Source organism: Lentibacillus amyloliquefaciens (assembly GCF_001307805.1).
Classification (GTDB): Bacteria; Bacillota; Bacilli; order Bacillales; family Amphibacillaceae; genus Lentibacillus; species Lentibacillus amyloliquefaciens.
The window spans coordinates 1,850,437-1,867,911 of record NZ_CP013862.1 but is presented as its reverse complement, the minus strand read 5'-3'; the positions used below and the strand labels follow the sequence as shown (position 1 = coordinate 1,867,911).

Genomic DNA, 17,475 nt, shown 5'->3' with positions numbered 1-17,475 from the left:
TTGTATCGCCGCAGAAATACTTTCATACCAATAGCCCATCATGCCAGTCTTCACAAACAAGGAGCTTAAATCCTTTTTCATACCCTACATTCACGAAACCTTCGACCTCCTTGATGACGATGGAACGGATCCGCTCTACATCTTGCTTTTTAAATGACTCCCAATGCTAATTTTTATCAAAGAAAATCAGTTTTAAGATGTTTTCTCGCATAGATTAAAAATACCACATCGACAGGTACTGTGGCAGTCATCAATTTATGCTTTTTTATCTTTAAAAAATGACAAAAGGACTTTACTTAAAGTAATATTTATTTTACAATAGGTAAAACACACTTTACTTTTCGTCGCCTTTGTTTTACAATATAAAATATGCTTTACTTAACTTGTAGAGGTGATTCAAAAATTGGAAAACAAACAAGATGGTCAATTATCGAATCGAATTACAGTTTTAAGAGCAGAAAAAAAAATGACTCAAAAGGATCTAGCCAAAAAGGCGGGAGTTAGCAGACAAACAATCCTATCAATTGAGAAAAATAAATATACCCCGTCTTTAACATTAGCTTTTGAAATTGCAAATGTTTTTGGTGTAGGAATAGATGAAGTCTTTCAATATCACATACCTGAAGGAGGAGAATCATAATGCAAACATTAATAAGCCTCACAAACGGACTATCCGTTGTTGCTCTTCTTGCCTTTATTATCCTTGTAGCTATGGTAAGTAAAGAAGGCCAAGACGAGAGAGCTCAGTATATGGGGTACAAATTATATAGTTTCTTATTTACCTTGCTATTTATAGGGCTATCGTTGATTGTCTTTATAACAGGGTGGCAATCAATCGATTACGTTTTATTAAGGGTTTTTATTACAACATTAATGTCTATTACGATCGTTGTGGGATTGGTTTATTGGTTAATAATCAGAAGAAACATATAACGAATCAGGGAGGACATTTTGATGGATATTCTAATTATAGATAATAACAAAGAACCCATTTACCTGCAGATCAAAAAACAGATTATTCAGGCTGTCTTTCAGCAGGAACTAAAACCTCAAGATGCTCTCCCTTCCATTCGGGATATGGCAGGGAATTTGGATATCAGTGTTATTACGGTGAAGCGGGCATACGAAGAGTTAGAAGGAGAAGGGTTTATTGTGTCTCGGATTGGAAAAGGGTCTTTTATTGCAGAACATGATGCAGACTGGGTAAGAGATCAAATTATAAATAAGTTTATGCGAAGATTGGGAGAAGTGATTAGAGAAGGGAAATGGACTGGGTTGTCCTCCAAAGAGATACAAGAAACGATTGACCTGCTTGTTGGGGAGGAATCATAGATGGAAAGTATTGTAGAGCTGAGAAATGTAACGAAACATTATCGTGACTTTCAATTGAGAAATATTTCGCTGGATATCCCAAAAGGTTCCATCATGGGACTAGTTGGACCTAATGGTGCCGGGAAAACAACACTTATTAAGTGCATTATGAATTTAACATTGCCAACTTCTGGCTCCATTAAAATTTTTGGAAAAGGATACAAACAATATGAGAAGGACATTAAAAAAAAGATTGGATTTGTATATGATAACCCCGGCTTCTACCAGGACCAAACCGTAAAAAATATGAAAAATATTATTGCTCCTTTTTATCCATCATGGAATGAACAAGAATTTCAATCTTACCGAAACCTTTTTGAATTGCCGGCCAATAAACAGCTGCAAAAACTCTCAAGAGGAATGAAAATGAAATTTTCGTTAGCAGTTGCCTTATCACATAATGCGGAATTTATTCTTCTTGATGAACCTACCTCTGGGCTGGATCCACTTTTTAGACGTGAATTACTGGAAATTTTAGATGGTATTATTGACAGGGAGAAGACGATTTTGTTTTCAACACACATTACGTCCGAGCTGGATCAGATTGCCGATTTTATTACGTATATCAATCAGGGCGAAATTATCTTTAGCGATGCAAAAGACGAGATATTAAATACCTATGCAGTGATCAAAGGACCGAAACAAAGTTTGTCATCTGAGCTTAGGGAACACCTCATTGGGAATCGTAAAACCAATTATGGTTTTAAAGCGCTCACAAATAAGGCTGATGAGTTCAAAAATATACAGGATTCTCAGATTATGGTTGAAAGCGCAACGCTTGAAGATATTGTGTTTTACTATGGTAAAAGGGGGGTAGAGCATGGGTCAATTGATTAAAAAAGACTTCCGTTTGTTATATAGAATCGAACCTCTCGTTATTGTCTTATTGTTTGGTTTTATTATGAATACAAGCGATCAACCGATTTCTTTTGCGGCTGCTTTGATTGCGATTTTTTTGGTGATAAACATCGCCCAGTACGAAGATAAGAATGAAAGCCGTACATTTCTGAACAGCTTACCCAATAGGCGAATTGATATCGTGAAGGTGAAATATCTAGAAGGCTTTATATTTGGTGTCATAGGTTACGCCGCAGCCTTTGTTATGAAATTGCCCTTTACGATAATAACCGAAAACACAGTATCATTTTCCGTTTTTATAGTATTAGTTAGTATGATGACTGTATTATTTATGTTAGCGATTTTTTATCCTGTTTATTTTGCATTTGGTATGGTTGCTACATATGTTTCCACCTTTGCTTTTGTTGTTGTATTAATGTTTCTGAGGCCATTTATTTATATGCTTTCTACCCCAAATCAAGTCGTATTTTCAATCGTTCTGATCATTTGTATGGCTTTCTATGTTTTGTCCTACAGTATGGCAAATTCCATTTATGCAAAAAAAGACCTTTAATGAAGGTGGTGTGAGAAATTGAGAGAGCACGAGGTATTAAAAATTGAACATTTAACAAAGAAATTCGGACAATCAGAAGTTGTGCAGGATTTATCCATAACAGTGAATAAAGGTGAAATCTTTGGACTGTTGGGGCCGAATGGTACAGGTAAAACAACAGTGATACGTATGATTGTCGGCTTGGCATCAAAAACAGAGGGGAGTGTCGTAATCAACAATATCAATACTAATAAAGAACCAATCAAAGCAATGAAAAATGTTGGAGCCATTGTTGAAAATCCAGAAATGTATACGTTTTTAACAGGCTATCAAAATCTTATGCAGTTTTCCCGTATCGCACGAACAAAGATATCAAAGCAGCGGATCCAGGAAGTAATAGAACTTGTGGATTTACAACATGCTATTCATAAAAAGGTGAAGACCTATTCCTTGGGTATGCGTCAGCGCTTAGGATTAGCACAGGCGATTATTCACAAACCGCCCCTGTTGATTTTGGATGAACCTACGAATGGACTTGATCCCGAAGGCATCTATCAATTTCGGGAGTTTTTAAATCGGTTAGCCCGGCAAGGCACTTCAGTACTTGTTTCGAGCCATTTACTGTCTGAAATGCAGTTAATGTGTGACCGCGTCGCTATCATTCAACAGGGGAAACTTGTTGGTATTAAAACCGTTAATGAAATGACTGGTGGTGATGGAGATAAGAGACTGGTTATTGTGAAGGTAGATGACCCGCAGAAAGCGAAAACTTTACTTGAAACAACTTATCCTCACTACCGGGTTTCTTTGGAAAACAACACCCTTCATTTAGAAATCCCAAAAAAATTAATTTCTAAAGTAAATAAGACATTATCAATAGAGGGTATAGAAGTCTATGAAATTTACAATAAAAAACAAACACTTGAGGAAGCGTTCCTTGAAATGACTAAATCAGTTAAAGGGGGACTTAATGTATGGATTTTGTAAAACTGTTGCAAAATGAAATGATAAAAATATACACACGCCCCCGGACATGGATTTTCCTCTTATTCGTAGTTTTTATCATCGCAGCAACAGCCTTTATTAATAAAGAAATATCTGAAGACTTTCCGGAGGGTGAATGGAAGCAAAGCGTTCAATCACAAATTGACAGTAATCAGCAAAAAATCGAAAATGGCGGGGCTACTCCTCAACTGCAACAAGAGACAAGAAAGCTTACTTATTATTTGAATAACGATATCTCGCCGTACCCTCGTGAAAGCTGGATGCTGGTTAAAAATGCGGTGAACCAAATCACTCCACTTATTGTCTTATTTGCAGTTATCATCGCAGGAGATATCGTCGCAAGCGAATTTGCATGGGGCTCGATAAAAATGTTAATGATCCGACCTTACCCGCGTTGGAGCTTTCTTTTGGCAAAGTATATAACCAGCGTTCTTTTTGCCGTCGGATTAATCTTATTCATGCTGATTGTTGCTTGGATATTTGGTTCAATTATATTTGGAGCAGGGGGTATGTCCCACCCTATCCTGTCGTTTACTGAAGAAGGTAAGATGGTGAGCCAATCCACGTTGAGTTATACGCTCAAAGCGGCCGGGTTACAAATGATCACAATATTGTTGTTTATCACAATTGCTTTTATGATCTCTACTTTATTCAAAAGCAACATATTGGCGATTGGGATCAGTGTATTTTTATGGTTTTCTATGGGAGTTTTGGGCAGTATCCTGGCGAACTTCACATGGGCGAAGTACCTATTGTTTACGAACCTGAATCTCACATATTATCTTCAATCACCAGAAGGATTAATGCCAGGGATGTCCCTGCCATTTTCGTTAATTGTCAACATGATTTATTGGCTCCTTTTCTTGCTTATTACATGGGTTGTCTTTCAAAAACGGGATATTAACACGACTTAGGAGGTAATCAAAAATGTACAGGTATAAATTTGTGAACGTTCAAATTGGCGATCTGAATGCTAAACCGAAGGAAAAATATGAGGAGGTAATAAAGAAAAACGCAAAAGACGGATGATGCTTACACATCTTTATCCCTTTACCTTTTGTATCCTAGATTCCCGCCTACCTCGTTATGAGTAGGCGGGAATCTAGGATTTATAAAAGATCAAGTAGAATTAATTAAAATAGGAAACATTGACTTAAAATTGAGGAGTGATTAGATGACAAAAGAGATGATCCTTTCGTTATTTGACCGTCGATTTCAAGAAATGGATGCCATTCAAGGTTTGACAGCTGAACAAGCATCCTGGCAACCATCGAAAGAGGGATATTCCATCTGGCAAATAGTAAACCATCTGATTTTTTGGAATTCACGCATGCTTAATCAATTCCAAGGAAAAGCTCAATCTGAAACAAATGTTGATAATAATGCTACCTTTGAAATGCCCGAAGAAACGAGTGATGCAGTTTGGCAGAAAACGATTGAACAAATTTATTCGGTTTTTAGGGAAATGCAGGAGACTGTCTCACAATTAGATGATTCCCGGTTTGATGAACCAGCAGGTGATGAAAGAACCCCACTTAAGGTAGTTCTAGGTGAGGATATAGTAATGCATGATTCATATCATATCGGACAAATCCTATACATTCGGAAGCTTCAGGGGATCACAAGGTAACTGATCGAAGATCATTGGGGATTATCTATTAAAGGGATTAAATTGGAGGGAATAGAAAATGGATGTAAAGACACTTTTGTTACAACAATGGGCAAGCTGCTTAGATGAACAAGACTGGTTTCCACCACTTGAAAAAGTGCTAGAGGATGTTACTTTTGAACAGGCCATTTGGAAACCAGCTGACGGGGAAATGAATTCCATTTGGGAATTAGTTTGTCATTTACTTTTCTATGAAAAGAGATATCTGATGCGATTTCTTGGTGAACCAGCGAATGAACCTCAGGCAGAAGTTAATGAAAATACATTTCGATTACCAACTGAGACGTTAGAAAATTGGAAGAAAACAAAACAAGAATATTTTTATGTTCATCGTGAGCTTGGAAAAATACTAGCAAGATCAGAACATGAAGATTTGTATAGACAGATCCCAGGAGAAGATAATTCATTAGTGCTTGAACTGAAGAGTTTAGCAATGCACGACGCATATCATATTGGGCAAATTGTATCCCTTAGTAAAATGCAAGGAGCTTGGCCAGGGAAACGAAGCCTTTAAAAAGCTTCATCACTAGCTTGACAGTTATTCCATTATAGGGCGCTTGTGCGGCTGAGCATAGGTCGTATCATATAACGGGTGGGATTCCCGTCGAGTAAGAACTAGCCATTCACTCGTAGCGAGTCTTGGAGGGCTAAAGGTAACTTTAGTCTTTAAGCGTAGACAGTTAGGTGATGGGCCGAAAGCCAACTGGCTGAAGGGATTGAGCTCCATAATGTTTGTAAATCGAGAGGGCTGATGCTTTAAGCGCTGCAGAAAGCTACATTTTATCTTACGTTAAAGGCAAGAAGGATAAAACCTCTCTGGAGTCATAGACCTTGGCACGTCATACATTGATTTGATGCGGCAACTCAGGAGACCCTGCCGGTCTTTTCTTATTTTAGAAGAGTATGGTGTACAAGCGATAAAAAGCAAGGAAGCCAAATGCCGTGCAGGGAGTCGGATAGCAGCGTAGTACCAATGAAGTCGGGTAATGCCGATGGAGGAAAGGCTAGCTACCAGTTATCAACCTTACTAGGGACACATTTACTACACGCAGAGGTAGGTTACATTAAATGGAAACAAAACTACGAAGGATAGCAGAATTAGCAAAATCTAATCCTAAAATTAAATTTACATCTCTTGCACATTTATTAAATGAGCAATCACTAGTCAAGTGCCATCATGAATCACCAAACAGAAAGGCAACTGGGATTAACGGCACGACGAAAGAGCAATACGGTGAAAGTCTAAAAGGAAACATAGAGGAATTAGTAAATAGTCTCAAAAGTAAAAGTTATCGTCCCGTTCCAGTAAGAAGAATGTATATACCAAAGCTTAATTCAAATAAGAAAAGACCACTGGGTATACCGGAACATGAAGACAAAATTGTTCAAAGAGGAATTACGAAAATACTAAATACTATCTATGAGAATGATTTCCTAGACTGCTCTTTTGGATTTCGTCCAAATCGTAACTGCCATGATGCATTGAAAATATTGAACCACTATATTGAAAAGCGGTCAATAAACTATGTAGTAGATGTAGATATTAAAGGATTCTTTGACAATGTTGACCACACATGGATGTTGGAGTTCTTAAAGCTGCGAATAGCTGATCCCAACTTATTAAGGATTATTGGCAGGTTTCTTAAAGGTGGATATATGGAAGAAGGCAAGAAATACAAAACATCATATGGTACACCGCAAGGTGGAGTGATTTCTCCAGTATTAGCCAATATATACCTTCACTATGTCCTTGATCTTTGGTTTGAAAAGAGGGTTAGAAAACAGTGCAAAGGACAAGCATTCATCGTGAGGTACGCAGATGATTTTGTCTGTTGTTTTCAATCTAAGAGCGAAGCTCAACAATTCTTTCAATCATTGAAATGGAGATTAAAGAAATTTAACTTGGAGATAGCCGAGGATAAAACTAAAATTATTCCTTTCGGAAAATTTGCAGAGAAAGATGCAAAACGAAAGGGAAATAGGAAACCGGCAACCTTCGATTTTCTGGGCTTTACACATTACTGTGGGAAAAGTCAAAAAGGGAAATTCCGAGTGAAACGGAAAACTAGCGGGAAGAAATTCCAAGGCAAGCTCAAAGAATCTAAAGAATGGTTGAAGGCTAATAGGAACAAGAACATTCATGTCATTATGGATAGATTCAGACGCTCTCTTATAGGTTATTACAACTATTATGGCATTACAGATAATAGTCAAAGTATTAATGAATTCAGAGACAAAATCGGGTACTTATTATTTAAGTGGCTCAACAGAAGAAGTCAAAGAAAATCTTTTACTTGGGATAAATTCAGACTCTTTCTTACCAAATATCCGCTACCTTATGGGAGAGTTAAGGTTAATATATACGATTTAAGAAAGGAAATTAGCTACATTTTGTGAATGATAACTAGGAGGAGCCGTGTGCATTAATAGTGCACGCACGGTTCTGTGAGGGGGGAGAAATCAATCTACCGTAAAGGTAGAGAGATTCTCTTCTACTCGACTCGCGGAATAACATGTTCATCACTTGGAACTAGATTGTGGATAAGCATGGTGTCAATCTTCTTGGGAAAACTATACAAAAAAGCTTGGACTACATTTCTGAAGAATAGCCCAAGCCTTTTTGCATTTCAAACAATAAATTAGTCAATTAGAACCTGCTCCCAGAGGCTGCTCCCTTCGGTGATATACGTTCAATTTCTGCCAACTCTTCATTTGTAAAAGAAATTTGAGCGGCTTCGAGATTTTCTTTGACTCTTTCTAACCGCTTGGTTCCTGGAATGGGGACGATTTGATCTCCCTGTGCCAACAGCCATGCTAATGCAAGCTGTGCAGTCGTACATCCTTTTTGCATAGCCATTTTTTCTATGCGAGAGGCTAACTCTACATTTTTAGTGAAGTTTTCACCTTGAAAACGAGAATACATTTCCTGTGGGTAATCCTTTGAGAGATCATCCAATTTTTTAACCTGACCTGTCAAGAATCCCCTGCCTAGCGGACTGTATGGGACGAGGCCAATTCCTAGTTCTTTGAGTAGCGGCAGAACTTCGTCTTCTACATCTCTACTCCACAAGGAATATTCCGTTTCCACTGCGGTAATCGGATGTACCGCATGTGCGCGACGAATGATATCAGCTGGCGCTTCTGACAGGCCGATATAACAAACTTTACCCTGTTTAACTAGATCATCTAAGGCTCCAATAGTTTCTTCGATAGGAACATTCGGGTCATACCGATGCTGATAGTAGAGATCAATGTAATCAATTCCGAGACTATACAGACTAGCGTCAACGGACTTTTTAACATAAGCCGGATCCCCCTTAAAACCTTGATTATGAGTGATTCCAAATTTTGTTGCGATTACAGCTTCATCACGCCTTCCCTTTAATGCCTTGCCCAACAGCTTTTCATTATCTCCAAACCTGGCCTGAAGATAACCATCATTTCCGTAAAGGTCTGCGGTGTCAAACAAAGTGACACCATTATCCAAAGCTCCTCGAATTGTATCAACAGAAGATTGGTTGTCGGGCATGGTCATCGTACCGTGTCCGATAGCGGAAACCTCCAACCCTTCGTTCCCGAGCTTTCGTTTTGGAATGTCATGATTATAAGTCATTAGAATGTCCTCCTTTAATTTGTGATATGCTTTTATCTTAACGAATAAACGTGGTTACAACCACTGCATGTTTATACTAGTAATGGTAGTAACAGGATGTAAAAGTTGACCATAATAAAACACCTGTATCAACCAGTTAAGTTGGACAAATCATTTAATCTTAAGCAAAATGAAAACTATACTGGTAATGCGATGAAGAAAGGAATGAATCAAGTCTTATGCAGAAAAGTGTACATTCCAAGGTGTTTGGTCAATTTTTAAAGTCCAGACGAGAGCGAGTTCAACCTGAAGAAGCTGGCATTCACATGACTTCGGGGCGACGAAGAACGCCGGGGTTGCGCCGGGAAGAGGTTGCTTATCTTAGTCATGTTAGTGTGACGTATTATACATGGTTAGAACAGGGAAAAGACATTCAACCTTCACAGGAAGTTTTATTGAATATCAGCCAGGCGTTACAGCTTAGTCCTGACGAGAAAGAACACCTTTTCAATTTAGCGTATAATGAAACATTATCACTGCCGGTTGAAGAACAATATAATGATTCATTGCAAACAACAGTTGACAATTTACCATTCCCATCCTTCATTACGGATCAACGTTCCAAGGTTATATTTTGGAATCGTGAGGCTGAATCAATGCTTTTTCCGTTTTCCTCGTGTCCTTCCGAAGAACGGTATTTACTACAACTCCTATTTTTGGAGGGAAGTATTCGGGATCGTATTCAAAATTGGGATGAGTTTTCAACCTATTCGGTTGCAGTCTTTCGGGGCATTTATGACCGCTTTCCCGAAGACCCAATTCTAAATCAGCTACTAGTAGATCTGAAACAGCAAAGCAAATTGTTCCGAGAATTATGGGAACAGCATCACATCGAGCAGAAGAAGATAAGTTTCATTTCGATAAATGATGAGCAAGGCCAAACTAAACATTTTCGCATTCATTCCGCTACCCATGTGGATGGAAATGAAGATCTTTATTGGTGTATGTATGTTCCTATTTCGTAAATCCAAAGTTAGCGAAGCGTTTGTTATTCATTCTTGATCTTCCGCAAACAGGCGCTAAAACGGAATTAAGGGGTGTATAAACGATTTGCTTTTATATTGTTTAAATAAACACACGTAAACCATTAGGAGTGATTGTATGGAAGAAGCAGGGCTTGAATATAAAATTCTTGGAGAAAGGGGAAACGACCTTAGTCATTGAATTAGGAATAGGTGGGTCATTTTATAACTGGCATACGTTTGTTCAACAAATTAAAAAGGATTTTACAGTTGTCATGTACCATAGATTTGGTTATGGGAAAAGTGGATTTTCAGACAACCCTAGGACTGTAGAGCACATTGCTAAAGAGCTTGATGGACTAATAGAAAAATTACATATAAATGATAAATTCGTGTTAATTGGTCATTCCTTTTGTGGCTTATGTGCACAGTAGTATGCTAAGATGTATCCTCAAAAATTAAAAGGAGTCATGTTGATTGATTCCACATCACATAATTTTCAACAACTGTATAACCTTGATTTACCAGTTATGTACTCAAAGATATCGTTAGAGCAAATGGTGAAATACATATAGACAGACCTGATCTCATTATTCAAAGTTTAGAAAGGTTCTGCTGATTTGTTTCCAATTGTTTATTAACAAAAACTTAGGTTTATTCCAGAAAAGAACGCGACAATAGAATAAAAGTTAGCGCCCTTCTTATGTATAAGGGCCATTTGATGGATAATGACAACAATCTTCACCAAAATATCAGTCTAAGGTAGTAGAAAACCCCATTCTAAAAAACGATGTAGAAGCAACCTAAAATGATTAAAATAAACCTGAAGACAATAAAAAGAGAGAAGGGTTTACTTTATGAAACAAGAAACAGGGATCCATGATTTTGAACGATATTGTGATGAGACTTTGAAAAAATACAAGGTACCCGGTTTTGCGATAGGATTAGCCAAAGATGGTGAACTGTGTTATGAGAAAGAATTTGGTTTTCGTGACATTGAAGCAAAACTTCAATTATCACCAGATACCGTTTTTGGAGTGGGTTCAATAACGAAGGCCTTTACAGCTGTTGCTATTCTTCAGTTACAAGAGAAGGGAAAACTGTCTGTAAAAGATCGTGTCACCAAATATTTACCAGAAATGAAGATGCTGAATGAAGCGCAAACAAAACAAATGACGATCCATCATTTTTTGACACACTCATCGGGCCTGCCCCCATTAGCCACTTTAATGGGCGCAATGAAGAAAAGTATGGAAAAGGATCAAAAATTGGCAGAAGATCAACAGCAGGAGAATCCATTGGATGCAATCCAGACGATTGATACACATTCAGAGTTAATGGATGCCATTGCAAAAGCAGAATTCACACCGCTTGGGGCACCAGGAACCGAATTCAGTTATTCAAATGACGCCTATGCCCTTTTAGGTGCCATAATCGAACGCATCAGCGGTATACCGTATGAACAATATGTGCAAGAAAATATTTTAGAGCCTGCCGGTATGCAGCATAGTGTTTTTCACTATGAAGACTTGAAGGGATATGAAAATATAGCCGTCTTATATGACATGCGAAAGAAAGATAGTGAAGACATTATATTTAGATCTAATAATCCTTGGGATGCGCCATCAATGCGTGCGGCAGGATTCTTAAAGTCGACAGTGAATGATATGTTCAAATTTGCAAATATGATTCGAAATGCCGGAGAAGTTGGTCATGTACGAGTCCTGTCGCCTGAAAGTGTGGCGTCAATGACAACACCGTACATCCAATGTGCACATGGAACTTATTACGGTTACGGTTTAATGATCACTCCAGATTTCTTTGGATACAAGCTCATTCAGCATGGTGGGGATATTAAAGGGGTAACGGCTCAGATGAATATTCTTCCCGAACTCGGACTGACGGGAATATCGCTTGCAAACTTAGCAGGAGCCCCGTCTTCAAAACTGCTTTTTGGTGCGTTTGCCGGTTACTTGGGCAAACCCATCGATAAATCACACTTAAATGTTGAGGTTGTTGATTTAGCACTTGAAAGTTTAAAGGAATTTGAGGGAACGTTTATATCAGGTGACGGTATGAAAAATGAATTTTATGTAGAAGATGGATGCCTGCATTTAGCAACCGCTGGATTGCCTGATGCAGTGCTGAAACCAATTGGGGATGACCAGTTTTTATTTACCATGAGGGAACTGGATACTACTATTCGTTTTGTGAGAGATGAGAACAAGAATATTCATCGGGTTGAATTTGCATTCAGACAAATTCCAAAGGTGGAGGAAGAAAAGTAAAAAGCGATCTTCAATTAAAGGGCGCGATTACCTAATAAGAATCGCGCCAATATCGCGTATAAGGGTCAGAAGGAGTTGATATCCTTGGTCATTTTGGTAGAAGTATTACGTACAATTTCTTACGTGATACTTATTATTAGTGCTGGTTTCTTTTTACGACATTTGGAAAAGACTAAAAAGCAAAGAAAACTTTTAACCTTTGAATTTACAATGTACATAATCATACAGATTGCATTTGTCCTCTTTGCGATCAGTTTATTGATTTCGATATTTGTTAATTGATTGTAAGACTCATAAGTTACACTTTCATTTCCGCAAACGGGGCGAGAATGGAGGAAGACTTGAATTTGAATATTGTTGTGCTGGGCGCTATTAAACAGATGAAGCGTCTTTTTTTTGACCTTAGAAATTGATTAATTTCGGGAACTGTAATGCCACGGATTTCGTCTAACTAAATGAAGAAAAAAAGGGGGATGATATGTGTGATAAAAGAGAACATCAAGGAGATAAATCCAACCGAGAGCTTTTAGTGGAACTAATGGAAAGTTATGGTGATATGGTCCTCCGTGTGGCATTTACATATGTTAAGGAACGACAACTTGCCGAAGATATTTCACAAGAAGTGTTTATTCGATGTTACCAATCCCTCGATTCGTTTGAGAATCGCTCATCCTATAAGTCCTGGCTATACAGAATTACAGTGAATTGCTGCAAAGATTATGTTAAAAGTTGGTCATTTCGCAATTTAATTTCTAAATCACTAGTTAAAGAAAGTGACCAAAATATAGATGCTGTCGATTCTCAGGTCGTGAAGAAAGAGGAAAGAGATTTGCTTTTTAAACAGGTGTTAAAACTTTCAGTGAAGTTACGTGAGGTACTTATCTTTTATTATTATGAAGATTTAACTGTGGATGAAGCAGCAAATGTTTTAGAAGTTAATCCTAACACTGTAAAAAGCAGACTATATCGCGCCAGGAAAGCCTTGAAAAATCATTTAGAAGGAGGGATGGTTCTTGAAAAATAAATGGACCTATCCAGAAAGGGTAGATCATATGCGTTTTACAAAGAAGAATCAACAAAATGTGTTGAATGAGATTGACAGCCCTCCCCAAAAAAAGAAGTCTCGGAAACGTTTCTATGGTGGATTGACAGCTGCAGTGATAGTTATACTATTGCTCGGTGGCACTGCATTTATACCAAATATAGAAAGTGTTGTTGCAAAGATTCCGTATATAAGTCAGTTTATAAAAGAAGAGGAACAACGGATGGATCAGATGGAAAGCATTTTGGATGTAATTAACCTTGTTGTAGAAGAAAATGGAATGAAAATTGGAGATCTTCAAGTACAGGTGGAAGAGAAAGAAGCGAAGGTCCATTTAATTGGATTATCTGGAAAAAACAAAAGCGTTACCGATCAGATAAACTCTCAGCTGGAGAAAGCTGGATTCACCAGTTATGACGTAAAAGTGGTTCCTTATGAAGAAGAGGAAGAGATCCAAACTGAACGAAGCAAAGAAGAGATAGAGCAGGATATGCAAAACAGCAAAGCGTTAAAGACTTCGTTAACAGAGCGCTTAAAGGCACAAGGGTATGAACTAATGTTTCCAGTATCGGTTCGTATTAACAATAAAGAAGGGATTTATATGAACGTCATTGTACCTGAATCGGAGAAACGTCTAAAACAATTAAAAAAGATAATGAAGGAAGAGGCTAAGGCCTATGGGGATGAGTATAAGCTGGATGTAAGGCAAGTACAGAAAATCGCACGCGAACAGGAAAAGCGCTGGCAGGAAACTGGTGCTATCGGTCATATTGGAAGAGCGTTAATGGAAGCTAAAGATCTGCATGTTACTGGTTATGCATACTCATTTCATCCGTATCCGTTACAACTTAAGATTAAAACCTCCCTTGAATCGGATAATCCTAAAGCTTCACAAATTGCTAAGAAAATTCACTCGGAGATTGACTTGTTTATTCAATCGAACGAAGAGACACAAACGATTCGCGACGATCGTTATAATGTGATTGTGTTAAGTAAGGATAAAGAAGAGATAAAGGTTGAATAACCTTAAAGGCTATATGTCTGGTTGCACGGAATTAATAGTCTGAAGCGAAGAAAAAATGAATATTGATAATATGAAGCGTTTGTGAGATATAAAATTTAAGGTACGGAAATGAAAATTGAAAGAAGAGTTGTCCCTCAAACAACTCCTATTCTGATGTGGAAACGGTTTAGTGGAATTTAAACAAATGTGCGCGAGAACCGAATAAGACTCGCGCCAATAATTTAGGAGATCGTAGCTTTTTAATAATTTTACTTCTCTGTGGTATGAGTGTTTTTGTGTTATACAGAAAGATGGTTGACAAAAATCAGAAAACGACACATTAATTTGGTTCAGTTACTTAGAGGTCTTCTCATTAATATGAGTTGGCCTCTTTTTACTGGGAAAGGGGGGGAGAAGTATGAAAAGGAACAATATTTTAATTATATTACTGGAAACAATTTACTCAAACTCTTCTGCTTGTTACATTTATATTACAAGATACATAAAAAAGGGGACAATTACATGAAGAAGAAATTTGTTGCAGGGGCTTCGGTCGTCGTTTTAGCTGCTTCAATGTTCGGATTCGCCCAAGTATTTGCAGGAGGAAACGGACAAGATAGCGGTGGGGAAACGCAAAAAGAAATGAAAGGTGCCCCGAAGGTTGAAAAGGTTGAAAAAGAAACGGAAAAGAAATCGCAAAAGGAAACGAAAAAATCAACGAAACCCGCATTGCTTAAACTTGTTGACGAGGTAGAAGAAGAAGCAACAAAGAAAATGGTATATGAAGACGGTCACGAAACAGAAGTCGAAGTAACGTTCAACGACGAAGGTGAAAAAATCGCAAAAGTGGAAGGTATGTCGCCAGTAAACATAGACGAATATAAAAAGAAATATAAAGAATCCATCAAAAACGTTAAGGAAAGACTTTCCAAATTCTTTGCGGAACAATCCGAAAGTTTTTCGAAACTAACGGATTATTCAAGATGGAAACAAACAGGTTATGACGAAGGTTTCAACTATTATTTGAAGGTGCAGGAATTCTATGAATCCTGGAATGACGCAAATATCAATATAACAGGTGAAACCGAATCGTTGCAAAATGATTTTAGGAATATTGGTCATATGAAAGCACTTATCAACCACAAGCAGTTTTCTAGGACATCACACCTTGGAAGACAAGGACAAGCAATGGAAGACGTCGAACGTTCAGACCAATGGAGAGAAACGCCCGAAGAAATGCGCCAAGCATACGAATATATGAAGCAAATTATTCACGACCTTGACGTTGCTTTTAATCATGACGGTGAAGGCCAAACGTATGGCGTAACATATACACTAAATGGCGACAAGGTTTCTAAAGTCGAATCCCTTTTCAACGGTAAATAATAACGAATGAAATTATAAACAGGAAACCACAAAATATTGATGAATATGTATCTCAATTCCCATTGGAGACCCAGCGAACATTAAATGCTTTGCTAACATGTCTTTCTGAGGTAGTTCCAGAGGCAGAAAAGGGACTAAAATGGGGTGTTCCCGCATTTACTTATCGTAGGGTTTTGTTCACTGTTGGAGCATTTAAGAATCATATAAATTTTTATCCTACTCCTGCCACAATTAATACGTTTAACAAAGAACTAAAACCTTTCTCGACAACTAAAAGTGCGATACAGTTACAATTGAACCAGCCTTTACCATTTAAATTAATCCGTGAAATAGCCAGACATCGATTTAAGGATGTAGTGGAAAATGATGCAAAATGGATGTAAAAGCCATCATTATCTGACGGGAATAATTTATTAACATGAGTATTCAATCATCGGGCGCGAACACGGAATAAAGAACGGTGCCTAAAGTGGCATTATTGGACCATTTTCTTGAATAAGAATATATTTTTTGAAAGAAGGTTAGAGATTTTGGTTATGAATGCTCTTTTAAGAGGTGGAATACCATTCATCATTATGAGCGGTATTGCTTTATTACTTTATTTTCAAGGAAAGTACTCGGATGCTAAAGGTACATTTGTTGCAAGCCTGATCGCTTTTTTTGTCGGCGCTGCATCCATTATTTATAACATAGAGCATTGGAGTTTGATTAAACGAAGCGGTGTCCATTTTATAATAATGCTTATAACAATTTATCCTATCCTTTTATTAAGTGGTTGGTTTACGATTACATCTGTATTTGACGCTGTTAAAATTTTTATTCTTTTTGCTTTTGTTGGCATAATTTTATGGTCCTTATTTTTTATATTAGCCAGAATTTTTTCTTGGTAAATAATTAAGTGTATACCACAAACGGGCGCAGTTGTTGAACATCACTGTGCCTGAATCGGGCATATTGTTCAACAGAGGAGAATGCACTCTTCTTAGATTGAATGAGGTGAATAAATGTTAAAACATATTTTATTTTTCTTATCATTGTTAGTTTTTTCATTGATACTGAATCTCACACTTTCTTTTTATGATCAGGATATATTGGAAATAATAGGTCTCTCACTCGCTGCCACATTTTTTAATTGGTTTTTTAATTTGCCAACATCTAAAGAAGACAAATCGATTGAAAACTGATCATTTTTTTAATACGAACGGGCGCGCTAATAGAATAGTGTATCATTCTAAAAGGCTGCTTAACTTGTTGAAGAGATTTAATATTATTTCTTGAAATTGCTACGTGGAGGTTAGTGTGAAAATGCCAAAATGTAAATTTTGTAACCGCCATCTTGAGTGGAACAGAGTCTATACATCACTATGGTTTCCAGATAAGGTAATAATATGTAGTGAATGTGGAACTAACCACAATATATCTTCACATACACATAGATATATTTCGTTATCCATTATTATACCAATGCTATTATTAGGGTTAGTGCTAAATAATCTATTATCATTCTCATTTACTATAAACTTAATTGTTTGTATAGTTCTGATGTTATTTTTAGGGATTCTTATTTCATTATTTATACCTTATTTTATAAAACCAAAAAAATCCAATTTGGCTTAATTTATCTTTTCATAGTTAAACAATCGGGCGCAGTTGGGGAATAAAGACCAGCGCCCAAATGCCATTGTAGTGCACGTTTATGTAACACGA

21 protein-coding genes and 1 pseudogene are annotated in these 17,475 nt (G+C 37.3%); 20 read left to right on the top strand and 2 right to left on the bottom strand.

The window, feature by feature from the left end; all coding sequences use genetic code 11:
• Window positions 1-37: 37 nt before the first annotated feature.
• Window positions 38-211, bottom strand: a pseudogene (locus AOX59_RS20780) (IS91 family transposase); the annotation flags it as partial.
• A 192-nt stretch (window positions 212-403) separates the two neighbouring features.
• On the opposite strand from AOX59_RS20780, the gene AOX59_RS09345 reads away from it, so the two are divergent.
• From AOX59_RS09345 to ltrA, 11 genes are all read left to right on the top strand, one after another.
• A complete protein-coding gene (locus tag AOX59_RS09345) occupies window positions 404-640 on the top strand; it encodes a helix-turn-helix transcriptional regulator (RefSeq protein ID WP_257720706.1) in 237 nt (78 codons plus the stop codon).
• On the top strand, window positions 640-933 hold the full coding sequence (locus tag AOX59_RS09340; protein WP_068444979.1) for a hypothetical protein: 294 nt from the start codon (window positions 640-642) through the stop codon (window positions 931-933). Before AOX59_RS09345 ends, AOX59_RS09340 begins: the two co-directional genes overlap by 1 nt.
• Window positions 934-954: 21 nt before the next feature.
• On the top strand, window positions 955-1,332 hold the full coding sequence (locus tag AOX59_RS09335) for a GntR family transcriptional regulator (protein ID WP_068444976.1): 378 nt from the start codon (window positions 955-957) through the stop codon (window positions 1,330-1,332).
• Window positions 1,333-1,341: 9 nt separating this feature from the next.
• The gene (locus AOX59_RS09330) at window positions 1,342-2,208 is read left to right on the top strand and encodes an ABC transporter ATP-binding protein (protein WP_218917916.1); all 867 of its coding nucleotides are present in this window, start codon (window positions 1,342-1,344) and stop codon (window positions 2,206-2,208) included.
• Complete coding sequence (locus tag AOX59_RS09325) at window positions 2,192-2,782, top strand: ABC-2 transporter permease (protein WP_068444972.1); 591 nt, start codon at window positions 2,192-2,194, stop codon at window positions 2,780-2,782. Before AOX59_RS09330 ends, AOX59_RS09325 begins: the two co-directional genes overlap by 17 nt.
• A gap of 18 nt (window positions 2,783-2,800) precedes the next feature.
• On the top strand, window positions 2,801-3,748 hold the full coding sequence (locus tag AOX59_RS09320) for an ABC transporter ATP-binding protein (RefSeq protein ID WP_068444971.1): 948 nt from the start codon (window positions 2,801-2,803) through the stop codon (window positions 3,746-3,748).
• Window positions 3,736-4,680 carry an ABC transporter permease gene (locus AOX59_RS09315; RefSeq protein ID WP_068444969.1) on the top strand — a complete coding sequence of 315 codons (945 nt, stop codon included), beginning with the start codon at window positions 3,736-3,738 and terminating at the stop codon, window positions 4,678-4,680. The genes AOX59_RS09320 and AOX59_RS09315 overlap by 13 nt, the downstream gene beginning before the upstream one ends.
• A gap of 13 nt (window positions 4,681-4,693) precedes the next feature.
• Window positions 4,694-4,795 carry a DUF4177 domain-containing protein gene (locus AOX59_RS19220; RefSeq protein WP_082684172.1) on the top strand — a complete coding sequence of 34 codons (102 nt, stop codon included), beginning with the start codon at window positions 4,694-4,696 and terminating at the stop codon, window positions 4,793-4,795.
• A 145-nt stretch (window positions 4,796-4,940) separates the two neighbouring features.
• A complete protein-coding gene (locus tag AOX59_RS09310; RefSeq protein ID WP_068444967.1) occupies window positions 4,941-5,396 on the top strand; it encodes a DinB family protein in 456 nt (151 codons plus the stop codon).
• Window positions 5,397-5,454: 58 nt separating this feature from the next.
• The gene (locus AOX59_RS09305) at window positions 5,455-5,949 is read left to right on the top strand and encodes a DinB family protein (RefSeq protein WP_068444965.1); all 495 of its coding nucleotides are present in this window, start codon (window positions 5,455-5,457) and stop codon (window positions 5,947-5,949) included.
• A gap of 554 nt (window positions 5,950-6,503) precedes the next feature.
• Window positions 6,504-7,832: a group II intron reverse transcriptase/maturase gene (gene ltrA / locus AOX59_RS09300; RefSeq protein ID WP_068444960.1), complete on the top strand. Its 1,329-nt coding sequence runs from the start codon at window positions 6,504-6,506 to the stop codon at window positions 7,830-7,832.
• A gap of 250 nt (window positions 7,833-8,082) precedes the next feature.
• On the opposite strand, the gene AOX59_RS09295 is transcribed toward ltrA, so the two are convergent.
• Window positions 8,083-9,030 carry an aldo/keto reductase gene (locus AOX59_RS09295; protein ID WP_068448237.1) on the bottom strand — a complete coding sequence of 316 codons (948 nt, stop codon included), beginning with the start codon at window positions 9,028-9,030 and terminating at the stop codon, window positions 8,083-8,085.
• Between the two features lie 260 nt (window positions 9,031-9,290).
• Between AOX59_RS09295 and AOX59_RS09290 the strand changes: the two genes are divergently transcribed.
• The 9 genes from AOX59_RS09290 to AOX59_RS20720 all read left to right on the top strand — a co-directional run bounded on the left by AOX59_RS09290 (window position 9,291) and on the right by AOX59_RS20720 (window position 17,385).
• Entirely contained in the window at window positions 9,291-10,052 is a 762-nt protein-coding gene (locus AOX59_RS09290) for a helix-turn-helix transcriptional regulator (RefSeq protein ID WP_169792874.1), read from the top strand.
• 167 nt (window positions 10,053-10,219) lie between these two features.
• Window positions 10,220-10,483: an alpha/beta fold hydrolase gene (locus AOX59_RS09285; RefSeq protein ID WP_169792873.1), complete on the top strand. Its 264-nt coding sequence runs from the start codon at window positions 10,220-10,222 to the stop codon at window positions 10,481-10,483.
• 423 nt (window positions 10,484-10,906) lie between these two features.
• Complete coding sequence (locus tag AOX59_RS09280; protein WP_068444951.1) at window positions 10,907-12,337, top strand: serine hydrolase domain-containing protein; 1,431 nt, start codon at window positions 10,907-10,909, stop codon at window positions 12,335-12,337.
• Window positions 12,338-12,815: 478 nt separating this feature from the next.
• Window positions 12,816-13,361 carry a sigma-70 family RNA polymerase sigma factor gene (locus AOX59_RS09270; protein ID WP_068444947.1) on the top strand — a complete coding sequence of 182 codons (546 nt, stop codon included), beginning with the start codon at window positions 12,816-12,818 and terminating at the stop codon, window positions 13,359-13,361.
• Window positions 13,351-14,403: a DUF4030 domain-containing protein gene (locus AOX59_RS09265; RefSeq protein ID WP_068444945.1), complete on the top strand. Its 1,053-nt coding sequence runs from the start codon at window positions 13,351-13,353 to the stop codon at window positions 14,401-14,403. The genes AOX59_RS09270 and AOX59_RS09265 overlap by 11 nt, the downstream gene beginning before the upstream one ends.
• Window positions 14,404-14,904: 501 nt before the next feature.
• Entirely contained in the window at window positions 14,905-15,768 is an 864-nt protein-coding gene (locus AOX59_RS09260; RefSeq protein ID WP_068444943.1) for a hypothetical protein, read from the top strand.
• Window positions 15,769-15,830: 62 nt separating this feature from the next.
• Window positions 15,831-16,151: an iron chaperone gene (locus AOX59_RS20725; protein WP_169792872.1), complete on the top strand. Its 321-nt coding sequence runs from the start codon at window positions 15,831-15,833 to the stop codon at window positions 16,149-16,151.
• 108 nt (window positions 16,152-16,259) lie between these two features.
• A complete protein-coding gene (locus AOX59_RS09250) occupies window positions 16,260-16,658 on the top strand; it encodes a DUF3021 family protein (RefSeq protein WP_234972570.1) in 399 nt (132 codons plus the stop codon).
• A 415-nt stretch (window positions 16,659-17,073) separates the two neighbouring features.
• Window positions 17,074-17,385, top strand: a complete 312-nt coding sequence (locus tag AOX59_RS20720; RefSeq protein WP_082684169.1) for a TIGR04104 family putative zinc finger protein — start codon at window positions 17,074-17,076, stop codon at window positions 17,383-17,385.
• Window positions 17,386-17,475 lie beyond the last annotated feature (90 nt).